At 32.7% G+C, this 15433-nt stretch carries 17 protein-coding genes; 3 read left to right on the forward strand and 14 right to left on the reverse strand.

Annotation, left to right across the window (positions count from 1 at the left end; translation table 11 throughout):
• Positions 1-761 precede the first annotated feature (761 nt).
• The 6 genes from IMCC3317_RS02530 to IMCC3317_RS02555 all read right to left on the reverse strand — a co-directional run bounded on the left by IMCC3317_RS02530 (position 762) and on the right by IMCC3317_RS02555 (position 7346).
• Positions 762-2957, reverse strand: a complete 2196-nt coding sequence (locus tag IMCC3317_RS02530) for a TonB-dependent receptor (RefSeq protein WP_160127936.1) — start codon at positions 2955-2957, stop codon at positions 762-764.
• Positions 2958-3122: 165 nt separating this feature from the next.
• Positions 3123-3446, reverse strand: coding sequence for a DUF6660 family protein (locus IMCC3317_RS02535; RefSeq protein ID WP_160127937.1), 324 nt, complete (start codon positions 3444-3446; stop codon positions 3123-3125).
• Between the two features lie 193 nt (positions 3447-3639).
• Positions 3640-3972 (reverse strand): hypothetical protein, encoded by a 333-nt coding sequence (locus tag IMCC3317_RS02540; RefSeq protein ID WP_160127938.1) that lies wholly within the window; start codon positions 3970-3972, stop codon positions 3640-3642.
• 99 nt (positions 3973-4071) lie between these two features.
• Complete coding sequence (locus IMCC3317_RS02545) at positions 4072-4254, reverse strand: hypothetical protein (RefSeq protein ID WP_160127939.1); 183 nt, start codon at positions 4252-4254, stop codon at positions 4072-4074.
• Positions 4255-4626: 372 nt separating this feature from the next.
• Positions 4627-5940 carry a DEAD/DEAH box helicase gene (locus tag IMCC3317_RS02550; protein ID WP_160127940.1) on the reverse strand — a complete coding sequence of 438 codons (1314 nt, stop codon included), beginning with the start codon at positions 5938-5940 and terminating at the stop codon, positions 4627-4629.
• A 488-nt stretch (positions 5941-6428) separates the two neighbouring features.
• Positions 6429-7346, reverse strand: coding sequence for an SMP-30/gluconolactonase/LRE family protein (locus tag IMCC3317_RS02555; protein WP_160127941.1), 918 nt, complete (start codon positions 7344-7346; stop codon positions 6429-6431).
• Positions 7347-7424: 78 nt separating this feature from the next.
• On the opposite strand from IMCC3317_RS02555, the gene IMCC3317_RS02560 reads away from it, so the two are divergent.
• Positions 7425-8504, forward strand: a complete 1080-nt coding sequence (locus IMCC3317_RS02560; protein WP_160127942.1) for an adenylate/guanylate cyclase domain-containing protein — start codon at positions 7425-7427, stop codon at positions 8502-8504.
• 5 nt (positions 8505-8509) lie between these two features.
• Here IMCC3317_RS02560 and IMCC3317_RS02565 read toward each other — a convergent pair whose 3' ends face one another.
• The 8 genes from IMCC3317_RS02565 to IMCC3317_RS02600 all read right to left on the reverse strand — a co-directional run bounded on the left by IMCC3317_RS02565 (position 8510) and on the right by IMCC3317_RS02600 (position 14140).
• A complete protein-coding gene (locus IMCC3317_RS02565) occupies positions 8510-8710 on the reverse strand; it encodes a helix-turn-helix transcriptional regulator (protein ID WP_160127943.1) in 201 nt (66 codons plus the stop codon).
• Positions 8710-9156, reverse strand: coding sequence for a hypothetical protein (locus tag IMCC3317_RS02570; protein ID WP_160127944.1), 447 nt, complete (start codon positions 9154-9156; stop codon positions 8710-8712). Before IMCC3317_RS02570 ends, IMCC3317_RS02565 begins: the two co-directional genes overlap by 1 nt.
• 246 nt (positions 9157-9402) lie before the next feature.
• Positions 9403-9705, reverse strand: coding sequence for a type II toxin-antitoxin system RelE/ParE family toxin (locus tag IMCC3317_RS02575; RefSeq protein WP_160127945.1), 303 nt, complete (start codon positions 9703-9705; stop codon positions 9403-9405).
• Positions 9695-9952 (reverse strand): hypothetical protein, encoded by a 258-nt coding sequence (locus IMCC3317_RS02580; RefSeq protein ID WP_160127946.1) that lies wholly within the window; start codon positions 9950-9952, stop codon positions 9695-9697. The genes IMCC3317_RS02575 and IMCC3317_RS02580 overlap by 11 nt, the downstream gene beginning before the upstream one ends.
• Positions 9953-10086: 134 nt before the next feature.
• Positions 10087-10827 (reverse strand): LamG domain-containing protein, encoded by a 741-nt coding sequence (locus IMCC3317_RS02585; RefSeq protein ID WP_160127947.1) that lies wholly within the window; start codon positions 10825-10827, stop codon positions 10087-10089.
• Between the two features lie 84 nt (positions 10828-10911).
• Positions 10912-11646 carry a hypothetical protein gene (locus IMCC3317_RS02590; protein ID WP_160127948.1) on the reverse strand — a complete coding sequence of 245 codons (735 nt, stop codon included), beginning with the start codon at positions 11644-11646 and terminating at the stop codon, positions 10912-10914.
• Between the two features lie 692 nt (positions 11647-12338).
• On the reverse strand, positions 12339-12737 hold the full coding sequence (locus IMCC3317_RS02595) for an acyl-CoA thioesterase (protein ID WP_160127949.1): 399 nt from the start codon (positions 12735-12737) through the stop codon (positions 12339-12341).
• 503 nt (positions 12738-13240) lie between these two features.
• Positions 13241-14140 (reverse strand): DUF72 domain-containing protein, encoded by a 900-nt coding sequence (locus IMCC3317_RS02600; protein ID WP_160127950.1) that lies wholly within the window; start codon positions 14138-14140, stop codon positions 13241-13243.
• Between the two features lie 153 nt (positions 14141-14293).
• Here IMCC3317_RS02600 and IMCC3317_RS02605 point away from each other — a divergent pair, with 153 nt between their 5' ends.
• Together IMCC3317_RS02605 and IMCC3317_RS02610 are read left to right on the forward strand one after the other, a co-directional pair.
• Positions 14294-14713 carry a glyoxalase gene (locus IMCC3317_RS02605; RefSeq protein ID WP_160127951.1) on the forward strand — a complete coding sequence of 140 codons (420 nt, stop codon included), beginning with the start codon at positions 14294-14296 and terminating at the stop codon, positions 14711-14713.
• Positions 14714-14805: 92 nt separating this feature from the next.
• Positions 14806-15429: a hypothetical protein gene (locus tag IMCC3317_RS02610; protein WP_160127952.1), complete on the forward strand. Its 624-nt coding sequence runs from the start codon at positions 14806-14808 to the stop codon at positions 15427-15429.
• Positions 15430-15433 lie beyond the last annotated feature (4 nt).

Here is a 15433-nt window from a genome sequence, read left to right on the forward strand (position 1 = left end):
CTTACACTTCGTCAAGTGATTGAAAAATTAAAGAATTGAAAGATTGAAAAGTTACGTCATTGCGAGGCACGAAGCAATCTGTTTCTCGATAACAGATTGCTTCAGTCATACTTCCTTCGCAATGACGTGGTAAAAAAATTAAAAGATTGAAGAATTAAAAGATTCAAAAAGTTGCGTCATTGCGAGGAACGAAGCAATCTGCTTCTCGATTAACAGATTGCTTCGTCATGCTTCCTCGCAATGACGTTTTAAAGGTTCTCGATAGTTCTGCTGAGTTTGTCGAAGTACAAATTTGTTCCACAAATTCACTCGAACTGACGTAATGGATAACTCAACGTCACTTCGAGTAATTTTGTAGCGAAAGCTGAGAAATTGCATTTCGACTCCGCTCAATAGAACTATCGAGAAGTTGCCACGAATCCACGAATGTTTTTTGTTACGTCATTGCGAGGCACGAAGCAATCTGCTCCTCGATGAACAGATTGCTTCAGTAATGCTTCCTTCGCAATGACATTTCCGAATAGTTCTCGATACAAAATTCTTTCAGAATTTCACTCGAACTGACGTATAGTGAATCGATAGTAGGAGATGCTGAATCACGTTTCAACTTCGCTCAATGTAAAAGTTCAGCATGACGCAAAAAGCCGCTATCTATAAAAGAATAACGGCTTTAAACTATAATTCTAAGTTGAACTTGCGAAGCATCTCAGTTCTCAATTCTGATATCTCAATACTTCGACTCCGCTCAGCACAAGTACTTCTTAATCATGATGATCACTATGATTACCAAATGGTTTGATAATGATTCCGACGCTGAAAATAAATCCGTCTGTTGGTGCGTATATTTCTGGAAAGTCGGAATTGTTGTTTGTGGGCGGCACTAACGACGAGAAACGACTTTGTCTTCGATCAGTGAAATTTTCGAAGTTGGTGTAAATTCCTCCCCAAGAAAAGTTGCGCATTGCTAAGAATCCCATCGTAATAAAATCGGTAGTTTCTGTGCCGTTTGATAATACTTGCGAACCTGTATAATACGTTTCGTAACCCAAACGCCAAGTACTCGTTTCGTACATAATTACGCTTCCTGCATTGTGTTTTGCAGTTAATGGTTTTCTAGGATTTCCAGCTAAGTAGCGAAGTTTTGTATCAATTAATGCATAGTTAAAGAACCATTTGAAATCGTTGTATGAGAATTTTACATTCGTTTCTGCACCTTTACTTAAGATTTCTCCAGGAGCATTTTCAAACTGAAATAAATTGTCTGAGTTTAAGTTTAACAACAATCCGTCATCAATAGAAGTCACATAAAATAATTGATTTATAGAGAATCCTACGGTGTCATTGAATAACTTTGTTTTGTAGTTAAAATCAAGGTTTAAACCATACGAACGTTCCGCCTTGAGCGAGTTTTTATCAATTCCTAATACATCTTGAAAGTTTAAAAATTCAGCTTCTTCGGTAAAGATATCTGGCGTCTTATAACCCAATCCGCCACCAAATCTGCTCGAAAACCCTGTATCATTTTTGTAGAGTAACGAAATTCTTGGCAAAACAAAAATTCCCCAACTGTCTGCAATATCGGTTCGCAAACCTGTTTCTAAAATCCACTTTTCCGATAAGTCAAATGTAGTGTTTACAAAGGCTCCAAAGGTTACATCGTTTTGATCGCGTTGCAATGCAGCACTATCATCTTCATCAAAATTTGTCGTGTATAAATTCGCGCCAAGCGTCCAATCATTTTTTTCATTGGTGTGATTTAAGGCTACTTCCGTAAAGGAATTTATCTGCTTTCCTTTAAATTGCATATTTGGTACATTTAATTCACGATCAAAGTACGAAATACTGTTTTTGATGGTAAAGTTTCGAGTAGAATCTAGCTTTGTCGTGTATACTGCTTGACTGCTTAAACGCTTCGAAATGTTTTCTTCTGTGTATTGATTTGTGCCGTTATCGCCATTTTCAATTTTGTCTATATCGCCACCAATTCGATCATCATATGTACCATTTAGTCCAATCCAAAAGGTTGTGTCTTCCGATGGATAGTAATAGAATTTCGGATTGAAAGAGAATGATTTTATTTCTGGCAAGTTGCTAAATCCATCATCTTCAGCGTCGTATACTTTTTGTAAGTTACTAGAACCATATAAACTAACGCCATATTTTTCATTTCGCTTGCTGTAAAAAACGTTTGCCGTAGTTCCTGAAGCTTGCGTTTGCGTTAACATGATGTCCATTTCTGGTTCAAAATCAGGCGTTTTTGAGACTAAATTTACCAAACCAGCAATGGCGCCGCCACCATATAATGTAGATGCACTTCCTTTGATGATTTCAAATTGTTTTAAGTCTAACGGTGGAATTTGCATGATGCTCAATCCGCTAGAAAATCCTCCGTATAACGGAAAACCATCACGTAATAATTGCGTGTAACGTCCGTCCAAACCTTGAATTCGAATGTTTTGATTTCCACTACTCAGTGAAGTTTGCTGCATTTGAATTCCTGTACTTTCACGCAATACCATTGAGATATTGGCAGAATTCATCATATTTTTTTCGCCTAATTCTTCGCCACCGATATATTCGATCCGCGTTGGAATTCTTCTAATCGTTCGTGAACTACGAGTAGATTCAATCACAACAGCATCTAACTCGCCTTTTTCTTCTTCCATATAGAAAATTAATTCTTTAGAAGTTGGCAATGTTACGTTGGTTTCTATCGTTTTAAATCCAACAAAAGAAATCATTACATGATGCGTTCCATCAGGAATATTTTTGAAGGTGGCAACTCCGTCAAGGTTTGTAATTGCACCTTTTTCTAAGTCTTCAAATAAGACAGTTGCACCTAGTAATGGTGTTTTTTCGTGTTCTGAAAAGACTTTTATATTGATGTCATTGTTTTGTGCGTTGACAACTCCGCATAGTATAAAAAGGAACAATATGCTCCATATTTGTTTTTGCATAATTTTTATTTTGTTTGTTTGAGAATTGGCACTTCGACACTTCGACACTTCGAGAGCCTCAGTGTCAGTGTCCTGCCTTTTGTTTATTCGAATGCTGAGGCACTTTAAAGTCAGTTTCTTTGGAAATTTTTGACTAAAAGAATGCTGAGGCACTCGAAGCATGTTTTAGGTAAGCTCGGAAAATTGTGGCGGTTGCCAAATGGAAAATAAGAGATCGAATCGGTAGTGTGATTCGTAGTGTGAATTGATTTGTGTAGAGATTATTTTTTTTGATTGTAGTACGAATGTTGGCGGAACTTGACTTATGACTAACATTCCGCAACAGTTACATACACAAAGCATTGCGCAAGAATCATCGTGATCATTTTGATGATTGTGTTCCAACCCAATTTCAGTGTCGCTTTCATGTTCGGTATTAAAACCGTCCGAACATGGTTTTAACGCCAATGCTAAAATTAAAATTCCGAGTATGAGACTGATGCTTTTCATTTGTCTTACAAATATAAGAGAAAAGGATTTTAAGGAATAATTTGTAGTGTTTTTATTTTTATTTCTTCCGAAGAATTGAATTTGATGCTAATTTCAAAAGTGTTCTCGACTGCATTTCGACTGCGCTCAATGTGACACGCTCGAACTGACAAAATTAAAAATCGTTAATCGTTAATCAAAAATCAAAAATCAACTAATCTATTCCAGGAAAGCTAGTTACAAATTTCACTTTGATGTCTGCAAAATTTTCTGCTACATAGACTTTTAAATCTTCGCCATATTCTACTACTTGCCATTCGCCACAATCATCTGCGAAGTTTTCTACGAGTTTTACTTTGATATCGGGAAAGCTATTGACAATCTTGATTTTAACGTCTGCATTGCCTGAACTTTCTACGAAACGTATTTTTCCATATAGTTTTTTGCCTTCAAATTTACAATCATCATCTTGCAATTGCTGTGTGGACGCTGAAATACAAACTAAAGTTACAGTTAATATTGATAAGAATTGACAAATACGTTTCATGCTATACTAGACTTGTTTTATAAATATAAACAGAAAAAGCGAACCGAAGTTCGCTTGTAAATATAGATAATAATTGATTTTGATAGCTGTTTTTAACGATTATATTGGTAAAGCATCGTCTGGGTTTGGAATTGGTTGAAACGTCGTAGTTGTATCTATTGGTTCCAGTTTACATTTTGTAAGTGGATACGTTTTGTTTGCACCACCAATAATAGTTGCATTTTGTAAATTAGAAATAACTTTTTTGTTAAGCGTTAACGATGTAAGGTTCATTGTTCTCATATGTTATATTTTGTAGTTAATAATGGTTCAAATGAATGAATTAAAAATATAAATTAAAAAGAAAGCCATTGACGGTTTATGAACTATCAATGAAGTGAAATTTAATGCGTTAAAAACAAGTAGTTTACTATTATTAAAACAAAATCTTGATTTATAAAACAAATTGCGAAAGTTGTTCATTTTGATAAACTTAATGAACAATTTTCGCAATGATACTTTGTTGATCTAGTAGATCTCGATACTGATTTGTTTCACAAATTCACTCGATCTGACGGCTTCATAATATAATAATCTTTACTTCTACTCCGTATACTTTTACTTAGTAGAATGATTATCAGATATTTTCACATAGTAGACTGAGGCACTCGAAGCCTAAATTATCGTTATTCTTACTTTTTTCTTTTTTAAGTGTGTTTCAGAGGCGAGTTTGATGACTTCTTTGGCTTTGGAAGCTGCAACTGCTACAAATGCACAATCGCTTTTAAGTTCTATCATACCGATTTCATCTTTGGTCAGTTTTCCTTGCTTCATGAACAAACCTGCGATGTCGCCTTTGGAAATTTTATCTTTTCGTCCGCCTGAAACAAATAATGTTTTCCAACCAGAAGCTTCCGGTCTTGCGCCAGAAGAAATTTGAGGAACTTCTTCTACATTTGAGATAAAATCCGGAACCGTTTCATTCTGCCATTGCAATACAAACGCAGTTCCTTCCGCATGCATACGCGCTGTACGTCCGTTTCGATGCGTAAATTCTTCACTTCGCATTGGCAATTGGTAATGAATGATGTATTTTATTTCAGGAACATCAATTCCTCTTGCTGCTAAATCAGTTGCAATGATGATTTGATGTGTTCCGTTTCTGAATTTTATTAATGCGCGTTCTCTTTCTTTTTGCTCCATTCCGCCATAAAAACAACCATGTGGAATGCCTTTTGACGTTAGAAAGTCACTTACATATTGAATTGTATTTTTGAAATTACAGAAGATAATTCCTGGTTGATTCGCTACTAAAGAGATTGTATTTAATAACGTATCCAATTTATCTTTTGATGGAGAAAGAATGCGTTTTACTTTTAATTTCGCAATTTTTTCGCCTAAGTAATTAATCAACAATGGATTTCGCATGCCAACAAATCTTGGAATTTCCATGTCTTTCGTTGCAGACGTTAATATACGTTTTTCAAGATTTGGCAATAACGAAATGATGTCTTTCATTTCATCTTCAAAACCAACTTCTAACGATTTGTCAAATTCGTCCAAGACTAACGTTTTGATTTCTTTGGTAGAAAACGTTTCTCTTCGTAAGTGGTCGGCAACTCTTCCAGGCGTTCCAACTAGGATTGCTGGACGATGTTTTAAATCGACTTTATCTTTTGAGAAATTTCGTCCACCATATACTTCATTGGTTTTGAAACCTGTTCCCATATCGCGTGTTACTTGCGCTATCTGAATTGCTAATTCGCGCGAAGGCGCTAAAATAATGACTTGAACTTCTTCGTTTTTAGGATCTAATTCTTCAAGAATAGGCAATAAAAACGCCAATGTTTTTCCTGTTCCTGTTGGCGATAACAGAATTGTATTTGGATGCGAACTAATCGCTAGTTTCGCTTCTTCCTGCATTTCATTGAGCGTAGTAATGCCCAATTTTGCTAGAATTTCACGTTGATTTTTAATGGATTTTGACATGGTGCAAAAATACAGTTATTTGAATGAATTGAAAGATTAAATTGTTGAATTATTGAAAGATTAAAAGATTGAAGAATTAAATAGAAGTTTATGAGTTTGGTAGTTTATGAGTTTAAAGGTTTATGAGTTTATTACATTGTGTAAATAATTCACATGTCAAAATACTAAGGGCGTAAGCGATTTTAGTTTAAAGGTTTAAGAGTTTATTACATTATGTGAAAAATTCACATACCAAAATACTAAGAGCGTAAGCGATACCAAAGGCAAAGCCGTTTCTAAGAGCAAAGCGAGTCCAACCCCAAAGTTTCCAAAGTCGAACTTTTTGATTGAGGATTTGAAAGCTATCAACTTATTTACAAAAGAATATGCTGACTTGCACATTGTGTCTTAAAATCAAAAAATAGTGTCAATAAAAAACGTTGAATCATTGAATTTTTAAATCATTGAATTGAGCGAAGCGATATTAAAAGCGAAGCGCGTCTAAAAATCTACTTTCCAGCTTCTTGAAATTCATAAATCAATAATTGACTTTGAATGTTCATCGGTAACGCCAAGAGTTTTTTCTCAGGAATGTATAATATATCGCCAACACTTCTACCAACAGTTAAAATATTTTCTACGTCGCCATTTGTGTTTATTTTCATGATTTTTCCTGTATTCCAAGCAGAAATAAGGAAATTGTCTTTGTCATAGATTTGAACGCCATCAAGGTTTCCGAGTGTGTCTTTTGAAACCTTTACTATTTCTTTGGTTTCCATGTTCACTTTTAAGAAGTTTCCGCTTTGCTTTTTGTCGTCTCCTTCTCCAATCACATTTCCCCAAGCGGCAACATACATTTCATTGCCAACTTTTAAGAGTCCATTTGGATGTTCTAAATCATTGGAATTTAGCCATTCTGAAAAGATTCCATCAGGAGTTAAGACGAAAATTGAAGATTTAGAGGTGTCAGAAACATATACTGCTCCGTGTTCTCCAATTTCTACATCGTTCAAAAATAAAGTTGCATCATTCGTATAAGTTTTGATTATTTTTCCTGTGTTTAAATCAGCTTCTACTAAATTTAATTGGTCACTGACATATAATTTATCGCCTGTAATGGCAATTCCTTTCGGATCATTTAAACCAGAAATAAATATAGAATCGATAATTTTTCCGTCAAGTGAAATTTTAGCAATGCTTCCGTCTCCTTTTTCTCTGTTGCCAATTAGAGAAGCGTATAATACATTTCTTTTTTTGTCATATACAACAGATTCACAATGTGTTAAACCATTTACTTCGTGTAATAGTTTAGGTATTAAAATAACTTCTACGTTTTCTTTTTCAGGTGTTTTATCAACTTCTTTTTTTTCACTTTTGCAAGCGAAGAAACACATTGATACAATTATAAGAGTAAGGAAATTTTTCATGAATCGGTTTTTTAATTTATCTCTAAAATACAGAATCAAACACAATATTTGTAATTTACTTTTAGTATTTTGCATTTTATGAGCAGAACATTCCGACAGTACTTATTATTTACCTTGCAATCTATTGGATTTTGGATGTTAGCATTTAGTTTTCTAATAGTGATTCGCTATTTCGGTGTTTTTGAAGAAAAAGGTGTGAGCGTACTTCCAAAGTATAGATTAGCACTAACTGATTTGCTAGCTTTTGTATCGTTAGTTTCAATTCCATTTGGTATTTTTTATGCTGCTATTGAGTTTTTGTTTGATCGATTTTTATCTAAAAGTCTCTCACTTGGTATTGTCATTTTTGCTAAAACGGTTATTTATTTGATATTGTTGGTAGTATTGGTTTCTTTCGTGGTTGATTATACGGGTTACATTTTGGATGATTCTACGGAAACTGGAAATGATTGGTGGTATACTAATAAGACGTTTTGGACAATTGTAGTGTTTTTTATTGTAGCGTCTTTAGTGTTTTCATTTATTAAGATTGCAAACGAGAAATTTGGTCGCGGTGTATTTATTAATATGCTGCTCGGAAAATATCGCAAACCACAAGAAGAGAAACGAATTTTTATGTTTTTAGATTTGAAATCTTCTACTACAATTGCTGAAAATTTAGGACATTATACATATAGTCAGTTGATTCAAGATTGTTTTTATGATTTGAATTCGATTGTTCAAAGGTATGATGCCGAAATTTATCAATATGTTGGAGATGAAGCTGTGTTGAGTTGGACGTATGAACGCGGTATCAAACGAAATAATGCAGTGCAGTTGTACTTTACTTTTCAAAAAAGATTAAATACTCGAAGGAATCATTATCAAGAGAAATACGGTTTGATTCCTGAGTTTAAAGCTGGAATTCACGGCGGAACGTTAATGGTAGCCGAAGTTGGTAGCATTAAAAAAGAACTTGCATATCATGGCGATGTTATTAATACGACAGCCAGAATTCAGGCAGAATGCAATACGTTTAATGCAAATGTGTTGATTTCTGAATCTTTATTGCAAGAGATGAAACTTCGCAAAATTTTTACGACAAAAAGAATTAATGATTTGTTACTAAAAGGAAAAGTACAAACCATCAATATTTATAGTATTTCAACAGAAAATTAAATTAATTAATCTGTTTCTTCTAAAAAGAAAAATTCACCAATTGATTTGTTAAAAACAGTACTCAATTTCAGCGCTAATACTGTTGATGGCACATAACGACCTTTTTCAATAGAATTTATCGTTTGCCTTGAAACGCCTATTTTCTTGGCTAAATCATCTTGTGTAATGTCTAAAATGGCGCGTTCTATTTTGATTCGATTCCTCATTACGACTTTCTTTTTAACATGTAGAAAAACAATAAATACATCGTTAATAAAAACCATAGTATTTGAAAATCGCCAAGGTCAGTTAATGGTCCTTTGTCGTCTTTAACAAATAAATCAGCAATATAATTTACCAATGGTTGAATCAATGTATATACAACGCCGGCAATAAACGCCATAGAAAATGCTTGTCCGCGCATTGTCAGAATTCGCTCGTCTTCTATTTTTTCTCTAGCCAATGCAATTACTAATAATCCGATTAACATGATTCGTTTCATTGCAAACTTTAGTGTAGGATTTGTAAAATCTGCCGTTTTTGCAATAATTATAGTGAGTATTGAAAGTAAAATGATTGCGATTCCTATTTTTTTAAAGGAATACGGCAATCCAAAGTTTTTAAATTTTTCAAATAGTTTTTTGTCTCTATCACAAGATTTTTCTTTAGTCATAATATATAATTTAATTGACAAGTTTGCTTTATGTTATGTCAAATATACTTTACATTTTGTAAAGCGCAAAATATTTTTATAGATTTCTAGAAAATTTAAAATGCTGTGATATGGTTTGAAAGTGTTTACGAATTGAGATTTACGGAGGAGTTTTAAGTATTCACGATATAAATCTACTCGAATTGACGTTTTGATTTAAAGTAGATTCCTGCCTACGCAGGAATGAAAAAATCTAAGAAGTCGAGTTTAATGCCGCTTTTTCTTCTTCGGATTCTGTTGTGTATTGAATACTGAATAAATGTAGATTTCATCTTCAATATGCTCATATATAATTACATAAGGAAAGCGTTTGAGCGCCAATTCTCTAAAGACTGGTTTGCGTTTTATTTGAAAAAAGACGTTGCCAAGTTGTAATGTTTTGAAATAACCTTCTAAATAGTAATAGAATTCACGACCTAAACCTTCTTGTAGTGTTTCATAATATTCAATAGCTTTTTCAATTTCTATTTGAGCTTCTACATCTAAGGTAAGCTTTAACTCAAAATCCATACTTTTTTTTCAATTCGAGTTTTACATCGTCCCAATTTTTTCCTTGAGTCTCACTATTTAATCGTTTATCTCGACGAACTTCCACAACTTTGTAGTGTTGTTCAGGAATAAGTGAATTAGTATTGGAATCACTTGGACTTACATTCATAGAATCAAAAACACCGTCTAGTGTGACAAGTTTAGATTCATCTTGGATGAAGATTTCAAATTGTTTGATGAGTTTGTCTCTAAGCTCTATTGCTCCCATAATACTGAGGTGTTATGCTAACAAATATACGTAAATTAACGAGATTTTAGTTTAAAGTAGATTCCTGCCTACGCAGGAATGACAAAATCTAAGAAGTCCAACAATCTACATTTCGACTCCGCTCAATGTACGATTTACTCTTTTACAATAATCATTGTCGCTTTAACACCTGTGGTTAAGTTCCATTCGTTTGCAGAAATGAGTTCGCCTTTGTCGTTATATACACGGAATTCGGCTGTATTTGGTCCAGATGAACCTTGATTCAACGCCTGAAAGTCTATTTTGTTAAATCCTTTTTCTAAGGTTACATTTATTTTTTTGTATGCAGCTTCCAATCGAATGTTATCTGCTACAATGACATCATTTACAAAGACACGAACTCTATCACCATCGACAAATTCATGATCTCTACACACAATTTCTACGAATTTTCCGTTGCTTCTAAAATCGCCTAAGTACTGCTCTACTTTGTATTCTGGACGAATTTCTTTGTCTTTGTTATTCAGTTTGCGTTCAAATTCTTTGTTGCGCGTTACGAATTGCTCTTGCCCAACAAATTGGATTTCTTTTTCTTCTTTTAAAGAAGTTAGATTCGATTCAGGCAATTTTATCAAGCTTGTACGCTTTTTTGTCAACAAACTCGGCGTTTTGAATTCCATGAAGTTTGGAGAATTCTTTTGCTGTTTTAATGGCTCTTCAGGTTTTGGAAATGGTAATTTAATGCGTCCTTTTGTAATATCTACATCCGTTGTTTTAGTCTTCGTCGTATCTTTTTGCGCATACGCAGATAGCATTCCAATTAGGATTAACGCGATAGTAATACGAATTTTTGTTTTTATATAGCTAGAAGACACCATTTTTGATTTAAGGTACATTGCAAATATGTACTACAATAGTACGTTTTTTTTAATGACAATTTTAGATGTTAACATACAATTATCATTCCAACTTATAATAGCTTATGTCCAAGCAATTGCTGTCAATTCTAAATGAATTATTTTTTTGATTCCTAGGTTGATGTTTTTTCGTTTCCAGAAACCACTATTTGGATGATGTACTTGGTATTCAACATTAATTACACGAGAAAGTTCTTGCGAAATAATTCCCTTAAAAGCGCGTGTACTTCCGTTAATGTAATAGTCAAACGTATGTCGTTTTAGGTAATTCATGAAATCATTTCTATATTTTAGATTGATCCAACCATAAAACCAAAAATTTAAACGTGTTTGGTTGCTTCCTCTCTTTCCTAATAAGTAATGTAATGAAGTTTGATACGGAACTAACGTGTAAAATGTTACTTCAAAATTAGAAATTTCGCTTGAAGCAATTTGCGCCATTAATTCCAAGAATCCAGCTTTGAAACTTTGAAAATAACCTGTAAGCGGATTTGTTGCTCTAAATTCATTTTTATAGTCAAACTCGTTTTTATCGGGCGCTTCAACTGTAAAAAGTACTTTTGTATGTTGTATATCTTTTGTTGGCGCAACTTGTGGTTTGCCATTTTCTATCCAAAAAGTCCAAGGTTTTACTAAATGTGGCGCTCTGAAAAAACGATCTTTTATGATAACAAAATCACCTTGCACATCAAAAAACTCTTCATCTTCATTTTTAATTATCTGGAAATCATCAGTTTTAAGACTTGTAACACGTTTACTTTTTCTATTATATACAGGAATTGTTTGTAGTACTTTCATATCGGGGAATACTTTCGGAGTGCATAATTAAGTATTCTAAGTCAGATTCGAAACTATTTTTCTTAACAATGCATTTGTTAATTTCTTTTTGATGCTATTCAAAAAGCTATAAAAAAAGAAAGAGAGCACGGAGCTCTCTTTCGGGTTTTAGGGGGGAATATTTTTGTCAATTTTGATATTAACAGTGCAAGAGTACAACTATTCTTACTTTATAAAAAAGTATGAAGATCAAAAAACTTGAAATTGCGATGAAGTGTATAAATTTTCGTCAAAAGGGTTTTTAAGTAGAAATAAATTTATAGTTCAGATACAAAAACGTCTTTAATTGTTGAAATAAAGGACGTTACCTTGTCAATATATTTGAGTCAAATCAATCTGTATTTAAAAATTAACTAAACAGCAAATTAATTTGAGAAAGTTTTTTCTATTTCATGTAAAAAAAAGAGCCCAATTTAGAATCAGGCTCATAAAAACTTGTTACAGTTTTTTTAGCATTGCTGAATTACAAACCTACTACTTTTATTTTTTTGTAAGAAATTATTTTTTATATAAATATAATTTTCTTAGTTTTTTAACTGAATTTCGATTTTTTTTTCAATCAAACAAGAGATAATTTTATCATATTCGTAAACAAAAAAAGAGAAACTGTACGTTTCTCTTTTAAGTTGGTGCTATATTGTGACTATATAGAGTTAATCTTCATCCGAATCTAATCGATCTTTTACAAATTCAATTTCTTGTTTTCCGTGTGGTAAGGCATTTCCGTTTTTATCAAGGTTTACCATGACAATATTATCAACCGTAAGAATGGTTTCGCGAGTCATTTTATTTCGAACTTCAGATTTTAGTGTAATGGAAGATCTCCCAAATTTTACCACTTCTATTCCTATTTCTACAATGTCTCCTTTTTTAGCCGAACTTTTGAAATCAATTTCTGATATAAATTTCGTTACCACTTTTGGGTTTTCAAGTTGAATAATGGCATATAACGCCGCTTCTTCATCTATCCAAGCTAACAATCGTCCACCAAATAATGTTCCATTAGGATTTAAGTCTTCGGGTTTAACCCATTTTCGTGTGTGAAATCTCATAACTTATTTTTTGTAAAAGTACACTTTGCTTCACTCCTATTTGTAGATTTTGAATAGAGTTTCTTTATGTTGCTTTTGGTAGAATTTATCATTAGTGTCTCTTAAAAGATATAAGACCGCTACGCTGATAGAAATAAGATCATAGACTTTTCAATTGGCTCTATTTGAATATTTTGTAGATATAAGATATATATCGGTTGTGCATTTTAAATTCAAAAGTATAATGAAGCGTCAGTTCGAGTGATTTTGAGGCACGAAAAATTTTACCGAGAACCTTTTTAGTGTGAAAAATTCTATTCTCGATACAAATTTTACTCATTTTCAATCGTAAAATTCACTCGAATTGACGAATTTTATCAAAACGCACAACAGGTTATATATATAATTATGAACGCTGTTTTTCAGTCTGTTACTAATTTGTCTTTGTTCTATAATCTAACAGCGGATTGTGCCGAGCGAAGTCGAAGTAAGCGGTCTCTTATCTTTAATAGGACAACAGTAATTTAAAACAATGTTTCCGGTTTTTGAGGTTTTGTTATGGTTTTTGGTATTGTCAAATTTACTTGCAAACGTTCATTTAGTTTTTTTGTAAAATATGCTGATAATAATGGAGATTCTACTTCCAGATTTTGATGAATGAAAAAGTGAATTTTTTGTAAACCAAAATCAATCCATTGTTCCAAACGATCAACCCAATCGTCCAAACGTGCATAATCGCTTTCATGATTGGCACCAACATATCTTATAAACGCTTCATTATTTGTCATACGCATATGCATAATATCGCGTCTTCCAGCCGTATCTACGAGAATATTGGCAATGTTATTTTCTTGTAATAGATGATATAATTCGTTCGCCACTTTTTCATCATTATACCAATCTGTATGTCTAAATTCCATTGCTAACGGAACTTCTTTTGGCCAAAATTCAGCAAATTGTACTACGCGATCAAAATCTTTTGGCGAAAAATTAGAATGCATTTGTAAAAAGATTGTTCCTAGTTTTTCTTGTAAATGTGTTGCGTTAAAAATGTATTGATCTACAATTGCTTCCGTCGCTTGCAAGCGTTTCCAATGGCTTATTTCTTGTGTGATTTTTGGAAAAAACTTAAAACCTTGAGGTGTTTTATCGCGCCATTTTTCAAATTGCGCTGCTGGAAACATTCGGTAAAATGTGGCGTTTAATTCTATCGAATTGAATTGCGAAGCATAATATTGTAATTCATCTTTCGTTCCGCGTGGATAGAAACCTTTTAAATCTTGTTTGTTCCATTTGGCGCAACCAACATATATAGAAGGAGTTGCGTCGTTTTTATACGTTTGTAAAACGACTTCCGTTTCTGGATGGTTTTCGGGTAATGTAAAATCTATGTTCTCAGGATTGGTTACTTTTCCAAATTGCATGCGTTTGTTTTTTAAAGCATAAAAATAAGGATTTCTTACAGAGCATATATTTAATTTTTATATTTTAATCCTGTTAATAAATCGGTTAACAAGTTGTTCATAACCTGTTCATTACCAAGCTTATTATTTCTAATTTTAATAAAACTTTTTGTCATGAACGATAGAGAAAACGATTTGGTCAAAGCAAGACCACAACTTTCCCAAAAGTTAATTTCTGAAAATATGTCTACTGATGAGCGCTTTCAAAACGCTACATTGCGTCCTGTAATTAAGCTTCAAAGTCCTTTATTAATTGCTGCTTTTCGTAATTATATCAAGAAACATAAAAGTGTATTTCACGGTTTGTCACTTGAAAAACGCTTGTTATATATTGAAAATGCGATTCAGAAAGATATGAAGTTTCGCAATTCTGTCAAAGGAATGATTATTGGTCAATTTACATTGGAAGAATATCATTTATACATCGAAAATTCGTCTTCTTTAAACAAACGCATGATGAATATTGTTACAGAACGTTTAAAAGATCACGTGCTTTTGTTTGACAAAGAAGTGTTATTTAGTGATGTTGTGTAAATGAGATTGTATAATCTTTCTTAAAATTTAATTATTTTGTAGTATATTTTCTATATATTTATATGATTTTATCATATTTTCAGGAAGTGCTTATGAATTATTGGAAGATTTTATTTACACTTAGTGTGATTCTCCTCTTTATTGTTGCCTGTGATCACAACTACAAAGACGATAAAAAAATGCCTGATGGTTTGCGAAAAGTTATGTTGGGAGAAAACAACTTGAATTTTAAGTATTGGCTTGGCTCTTCTGACAATTCTAATGATGAAAAATCGTATCAATTATATATCGCTGACGATTCCTTAAAACATCTTAACCTTCTTCCGAAAGGTCTTTATGATATTCGTTTCTCTTATAGTACTGACGACATTCAAACTATAACGTTCTATACTGATACTATATTCAATACAAAAGATGTAAAACTGCTCTCGGATAATATTTTAGGCGTTCAAGTTCATTATAAAAGCGATGAATATTTGAAAACAGAAGTATTTGATTATCAGAATAATGCTATACGAAAAATTGCATCATTAACTTCTTTTGTGGATTATTTTTCATTCAATGATACTTATGACTGTTCTAAAATTTTCAATACAGATTACACTACTGTTTTGATTATCTTCAATGAAAATATAAAGCAAAAAAAAGGAAAAGCTAATTTTAAAAAAAACTTAGTAGTTTACAAAAATGTTCAAAATAGAATTGAAAAAAATTAAAAGG

It is taken from the genome of Kordia antarctica, from assembly GCF_009901525.1.
Classification (GTDB): Bacteria; Bacteroidota; Bacteroidia; order Flavobacteriales; family Flavobacteriaceae; genus Kordia; species Kordia antarctica.

Excerpts from the sequence above, each read along its gene's own strand:
- IMCC3317_RS02530 (WP_160127936.1), bottom strand. The coding sequence starts at position 2,957 with ATGCAAAAACAAATATGGAGCATATTGTTCCTTTTTATACTATGCGGA.
- IMCC3317_RS02535 (WP_160127937.1), bottom strand. The coding sequence starts at position 3,446 with ATGAAAAGCATCAGTCTCATACTCGGAATTTTAATTTTAGCATTGGCG.
- IMCC3317_RS02540 (WP_160127938.1), bottom strand. The coding sequence starts at position 3,972 with ATGAAACGTATTTGTCAATTCTTATCAATATTAACTGTAACTTTAGTT.
- IMCC3317_RS02545 (WP_160127939.1), bottom strand. The coding sequence starts at position 4,254 with ATGAGAACAATGAACCTTACATCGTTAACGCTTAACAAAAAAGTTATT.
- IMCC3317_RS02550 (WP_160127940.1), bottom strand. The coding sequence starts at position 5,940 with ATGTCAAAATCCATTAAAAATCAACGTGAAATTCTAGCAAAATTGGGC.
- IMCC3317_RS02555 (WP_160127941.1), bottom strand. The coding sequence starts at position 7,346 with ATGAAAAATTTCCTTACTCTTATAATTGTATCAATGTGTTTCTTCGCT.
- IMCC3317_RS02560 (WP_160127942.1), top strand. The coding sequence starts at position 7,425 with ATGAGCAGAACATTCCGACAGTACTTATTATTTACCTTGCAATCTATT.
- IMCC3317_RS02565 (WP_160127943.1), bottom strand. The coding sequence starts at position 8,710 with ATGAGGAATCGAATCAAAATAGAACGCGCCATTTTAGACATTACACAA.
- IMCC3317_RS02570 (WP_160127944.1), bottom strand. The coding sequence starts at position 9,156 with ATGACTAAAGAAAAATCTTGTGATAGAGACAAAAAACTATTTGAAAAA.
- IMCC3317_RS02575 (WP_160127945.1), bottom strand. The coding sequence starts at position 9,705 with ATGGATTTTGAGTTAAAGCTTACCTTAGATGTAGAAGCTCAAATAGAA.
- IMCC3317_RS02580 (WP_160127946.1), bottom strand. The coding sequence starts at position 9,952 with ATGGGAGCAATAGAGCTTAGAGACAAACTCATCAAACAATTTGAAATC.
- IMCC3317_RS02585 (WP_160127947.1), bottom strand. The coding sequence starts at position 10,827 with ATGTACCTTAAATCAAAAATGGTGTCTTCTAGCTATATAAAAACAAAA.
- IMCC3317_RS02590 (WP_160127948.1), bottom strand. The coding sequence starts at position 11,646 with ATGAAAGTACTACAAACAATTCCTGTATATAATAGAAAAAGTAAACGT.
- IMCC3317_RS02595 (WP_160127949.1), bottom strand. The coding sequence starts at position 12,737 with ATGAGATTTCACACACGAAAATGGGTTAAACCCGAAGACTTAAATCCT.
- IMCC3317_RS02600 (WP_160127950.1), bottom strand. The coding sequence starts at position 14,140 with ATGCAATTTGGAAAAGTAACCAATCCTGAGAACATAGATTTTACATTA.
- IMCC3317_RS02605 (WP_160127951.1), top strand. The coding sequence starts at position 14,294 with ATGAACGATAGAGAAAACGATTTGGTCAAAGCAAGACCACAACTTTCC.
- IMCC3317_RS02610 (WP_160127952.1), top strand. The coding sequence starts at position 14,806 with ATGAATTATTGGAAGATTTTATTTACACTTAGTGTGATTCTCCTCTTT.